Origin of the sequence: Propionivibrio sp., assembly GCF_049316945.1 — a bacterium.
Classification (GTDB): domain Bacteria; phylum Pseudomonadota; class Gammaproteobacteria; order Burkholderiales; family Rhodocyclaceae; genus Propionivibrio.
The window spans coordinates 1-4,585 of record NZ_JBMOJE010000224.1 but is presented as its reverse complement, the minus strand read 5'-3'; the positions used below and the strand labels follow the sequence as shown (position 1 = coordinate 4,585).

The window sequence follows — 4,585 nt, the reverse complement described above, 5'->3', positions numbered from 1 at the left end:
CAAACTAATTTCCTATAAATACTGAATAAATACGGACTGGATCAGGAAGTCTGATATTGAAGAGGATCACGTGCTTTATGCCTGGCGCGAGCTCTACAAAGCGCTCGCCACACGCAACATCATTGCGCCGATGCCGTCCAGCGAACGTCACTGGGTAAAAATCAGGGATTGGGTTGAGCAGCAATTAACGGCGCCGGAACAAAAGATAAAATCGTGCTACTTGTTGATCGACGAAGCAGATACCCTGATGGGACGCGAACTGGCAATGAAGAGCGGGGTTGTGGGCTTTGTACGCAGCCTTCAGCAAATGGTCGAAAACGTCCAAACGAAGATCGTCATTCGCTATGTCATTGCCGGTCTGCACAACCTGACGCGCATGACCACCGAAAGCAATTCGGCCCTCGGCAAGGCAGAAACTATCGCGCTGGAACCGTTTAACTCCGGTGACGACATCCTGCGCGGCATCCAACTGGTTACTACCCCGCTGGCCGCACTGGGGTTCCTGTTTAACCAGGCGAACGCCGATCTGCCCTTGCGAATACTTTCCGTCTGCAGCTTCTATCCCGCCTTTATCCAACTGTACTGTAAGAAGTTGCTGGACCACATGTATAACAAGCGGCGCACGGATCAGGCGGTCGCGTACGTGGAATCGATCGATTTGGATGTGGTCGAGCAGGACCACGATTTACTGTCCGACTTGCAGAAGAAGTTTGAATACACACTGGATCTCGACAAGCGTTACAAAGCCATCGCGCTTATCCTCGCCAATGTTTATTACAACGAAATTGAGGTCGGAAAGCACGACGGGCTGACCATTGGGCAGATCCGTGAATACTGCGAGATTGCCGCAGAAGATCACTTCCGCGGAATGAGCGCTGGTGCCTACGAAGGTTTGGCCGACGAAATGCGCAAGCTCAACGTCCTCGACCGAAATGGCTCCCGCTATATCTTGCGGAACCCGAGCATCGCCATGCTGATCGGCGATCGCGCCCGTATCGACGAGCAACTGAAGGTGCTGGCCCGCGAACGCCCCGAAGAAAACCGAAATCACGGCGATCGGCGTCATGTCATGGAGGTTAACGGGTCGCGACTCCTGTTCCCGCTCCCAATCGCCTGGACCCATTCGCGAATGGACGTCATTGATGGCGGATTGGTTATTCTTGCGGGAAATAATCTGAGTGGCCTGGTGGATATGTGCAACTCGTCCGGCGATTGGCCGCTCACGCAAAACGACAAATACAAAGCCATGAGCATGTCGCCGACCTCCGCCGGCGCCGTCATTGAGAAACAGCGCCGTAATGTCTCCGGGCAGGGTTCAAAGCGCAACGGTAACAAGTTCTTGCTCGCATCGACTCCGGGGTCGTGGCGTGTTACCGATATCGACAATTTCTCGGGGTTGGCCGTCAAGGCGGCGGCGCAGAATACTCGCCTCGTGCTGATTGCTTTGCCCGATCGTATGTTTGACATCGCCCAAGGCATTAAAAGCGGGCTACTTTCAAAAGACCGTAAATCGCAGTGGGACGTGGTTCCGGTGCCATCGTGGAGTCTGGATGCCGTGCATTTCCACCTGCGGGAAAACATTGCAATTGCGGAGAACTCCGACGCGTGTGGAGCCATCATTGAGGCCACGTGCGGCTTTGGCGCACAAATCCAGACGATTTGCTCTGGCAATATGAGTATCAACCAGGCGATGGGCAGTCCCGAAGTGGCAAAAACGGTGTTGGCGCCGGATTTGAAGACGTTCTACGAGAAAATCGGCTGGCCGCGCGCGATTAGCGATGAGTTGCGTGAAAACATGGAACTGTTCATGGCCCATGCCGACGGAGAGGAGCGTAACGGCGTTAAGGTCGATGAGTATCTCGCCTTCTTCAGCCTGGTCGACGCGGACCTTCAGTTCCTGAACTGGATGGGACTCATCCAGGAAGTCGACAACAATACGTGGCATGTACCTGACCTCTACGCAAGGCTGATCTCCAAATGACAGAAATTAACTCCAGCTTGTATTGGTCAATGCCCGGCCCGGCGGAATTCATCGGCCGCATTACCGATGCAAGTCGCAACGCCCGCGCCATCATTCTGAGTTTCACGGATTACCCCCCGAACGGGGTGTGGCACGCTGTAAAGACAGCGCTGCACAATGCCAACATCAACGAACCTGTGGAACTCGACATCAGCGAAGGGACCAACATCCCCGTTGAAATTGGCATGCATTTTTCAAACGGCGTCATGCCCGCAGAATTGCTAGCCCATCATAAACACGGTTACCAACACGCCGTAATTCTCAAGGCGAACGGCAAGAAGGCGCAGAAAAGTTGCGAGAAATATGCAGCCGCCTTCGTGAGCGCCATTGATCATTCGCAAGGCGATGTCCGTTTAATCGTTGGTGTTCATGACGGGGAAAATCAGAAGGATGGGTTCAACAGGACCTTTCACGTCATCGCCTTTGATGGTGCTCTCTCCGACGCAGAGATCGAGGCCTACGTCACGCAGCGCATGGTGACACGCGGCGGCCCGGGAAGCACCCGTCTTGCACGTCATCTGGTCACTGAGTATGCCGGATTTGATCCAGCGTTGGCCGAGCAATTGATTTCATTCGACACAAGTCGGATTCTTGCGTTACCCGAGAGCCTGACCCCCTTATTGGGAACCAACCTCCTTAGATGGTCGAAGGACTCATGGTTGGCAGGGACACGAGCGGAGGGAATGGTCGAAGCCCATCCATTGCTTGAATGGCATCGCGCCACGCACACAGGGAATGACCAGGCGGCATTTCAACGCGCGGCCGATGCGCGCTACTGGCGCGCATGCTTGAAAGCGCTCATCCCCTGGCTCGAGGAGCGTCGATCAAAGATACTGAAGATTCTCGACACCCCGTTGTGTCGCGTAGAGAAAGCACACGGCGGCACCGGCAAAATCACCAAAAAGAAAGGTGATCGGATGGTCGGCGTCCCCCGCGAAGAACTTGAGTACAACGATCTTGCCTACTTTGCCAGCACCAAAGAATTTAGCGGGTTATCAAACCAAGAGTTTGCGGCGGTTTCAGTGTGCAAAAAGGCTAAATTTGTTCGCGACGACCTAGCTCATTTGCGCCGCCCGCCGGCCACATCCATTGAGTCATTGATTGCTGACATGGATAGGCTCGTGAGCTGATTGACAGAGTGCAGGGCAGAACGATTCGGTTATAGTTCCAGAAGGTGAGTAGCCATTCCGGTTAACGGCCCTGATTTTTGTTTGAAATCTTCAAAGGCCGCAAAGCGACGAGGTGCGGTCGTCCAAGGAGCAAGCCCTAAATGGCCCCTCAGGCCGAGGATGAGACCACCAGTCCACCGTTTCGACTGGCGGCTTCATGATCACAAAGCCGCCATAGCCCTTGCAAACGTCATCAGGCCGTTGAGGGTCGGTGGCTGTCATCAAACTCTGATGGAGTCGAAAGGCAGGAATCAGAGTACAGCGGCCGTTGGGCATGCAAAAATCATCAGGCCGCTTACAGTCTTTAAGCTGCCCTTGGTTACGGCGCTGAGCATTTCTTGCGTGAACGGCAGGTTACCGCTGAGAAGCAGCCACTCAGTTTTCAGGGGTGGCTGACTCCATCCGACCCATAGCCGTCATTGGGGGAAAATGAAAGCGGACCTTCGCGGCAAACTTGGAAAATTTACAAGCAGCCGTTCGAAATGCGGTATGTGCTGCTTTGGCATAAACAGCAGTAGAGCAGCGATACCCATGCTGTCATGCGCCCTATCGCCTTGCTCGTAGGCGACCAGATCGTAGCAAGGATTGATCAGGGCGAGAGCTTTCTCATGTGAGGCAGTGAATTAGGTAAACCACCACGATACCTGCGGTTATGCGTGCTCCCGGATTTGAACCTCAGCATCTGGTTCCTTGTCGAAACAATGGCGCATGGGACCGTTAAGATTTCTACCAACTTAGCCATTATCGCCTGAACTTCGAGCCTGTGCCATCCGTTAGCTTATGCCCTTATGCACAACTCAATATGCATGAATACCAGTGCAGAAACGATCCGTCCTATGATGTGTGATCAACGCGCCTCGCTATATTCTCTTGAGGGCATGGCATGATTTCTTACGAAACCTGGTGCCAGATTAGGGATTGCCGCGTTCGTCAGCACATGACGCTAGCCAAAATTGCAGAAAGGCTGCATTTACATTTTCGGACCGTGGCGACTTGGGCCGTCTTGTCGCGCTACGAAGCTAGAAAAAGTGTGAAGCGCACAAGTAAGCTTGACCCATTTAAAGGGCTGATGGGTCGACTGATAGATACCCATCAGCACGACACCCATCCGTTCACTGCAATGAAAATATTTCAGCGGCTTTGCAAAGAAGGTTATTTGGGCGGTTACACGACAGTACAAAATTATGTACGACTGATAAGACCGAAGAAGCATCAGATTCGTCTCAAGTTGGCCTTCTCTACAGAGGAGGCCACGGAGTCTCCATTAAACGAGGTGCCTAATCGTCGAGAGAGACCTTTAAAAACTTATTCGTTGCGAATAGAGTATGCGATCAAGCAGACGTTAGGCGGCGTAAATAAATAAACGTATCATATGACGTGTTGAGGTGGTATTCTT

Annotated in this window: 3 protein-coding genes; all 3 read left to right on the top strand. The window is 53.0% G+C overall.

Going from position 1 to position 4,585, the window contains the following annotated elements; translation table 11 throughout:
- Positions 1–70 precede the first annotated feature (70 nt).
- The 3 genes from ACOYNV_RS25790 (at position 71) to ACOYNV_RS25780 (ending at position 4,552) form a co-directional block, all read left to right on the top strand.
- Complete coding sequence (locus tag ACOYNV_RS25790) at positions 71–1,981, top strand: hypothetical protein (protein WP_422902679.1); 1,911 nt, start codon at positions 71–73, stop codon at positions 1,979–1,981.
- Positions 1,978–3,150 carry a hypothetical protein gene (locus tag ACOYNV_RS25785; protein ID WP_422902678.1) on the top strand — a complete coding sequence of 391 codons (1,173 nt, stop codon included), beginning with the start codon at positions 1,978–1,980 and terminating at the stop codon, positions 3,148–3,150. The genes ACOYNV_RS25790 and ACOYNV_RS25785 overlap by 4 nt, the downstream gene beginning before the upstream one ends.
- 922 nt (positions 3,151–4,072) lie before the next feature.
- Positions 4,073–4,552 (top strand): hypothetical protein, encoded by a 480-nt coding sequence (locus tag ACOYNV_RS25780; protein ID WP_422902677.1) that lies wholly within the window; start codon positions 4,073–4,075, stop codon positions 4,550–4,552.
- The last annotated feature ends 33 nt before the right edge of the window (positions 4,553–4,585 follow it).

What these genes read in the sequence shown, in the direction of transcription:
- ACOYNV_RS25785 (WP_422902678.1), top strand. Translation starts at nt 1,978, where the DNA reads ATGACAGAAATTAACTCCAGCTTGTATTGGTCAATGCCCGGCCCGGCG.
- ACOYNV_RS25780 (WP_422902677.1), top strand. Translation starts at nt 4,073, where the DNA reads ATGATTTCTTACGAAACCTGGTGCCAGATTAGGGATTGCCGCGTTCGT.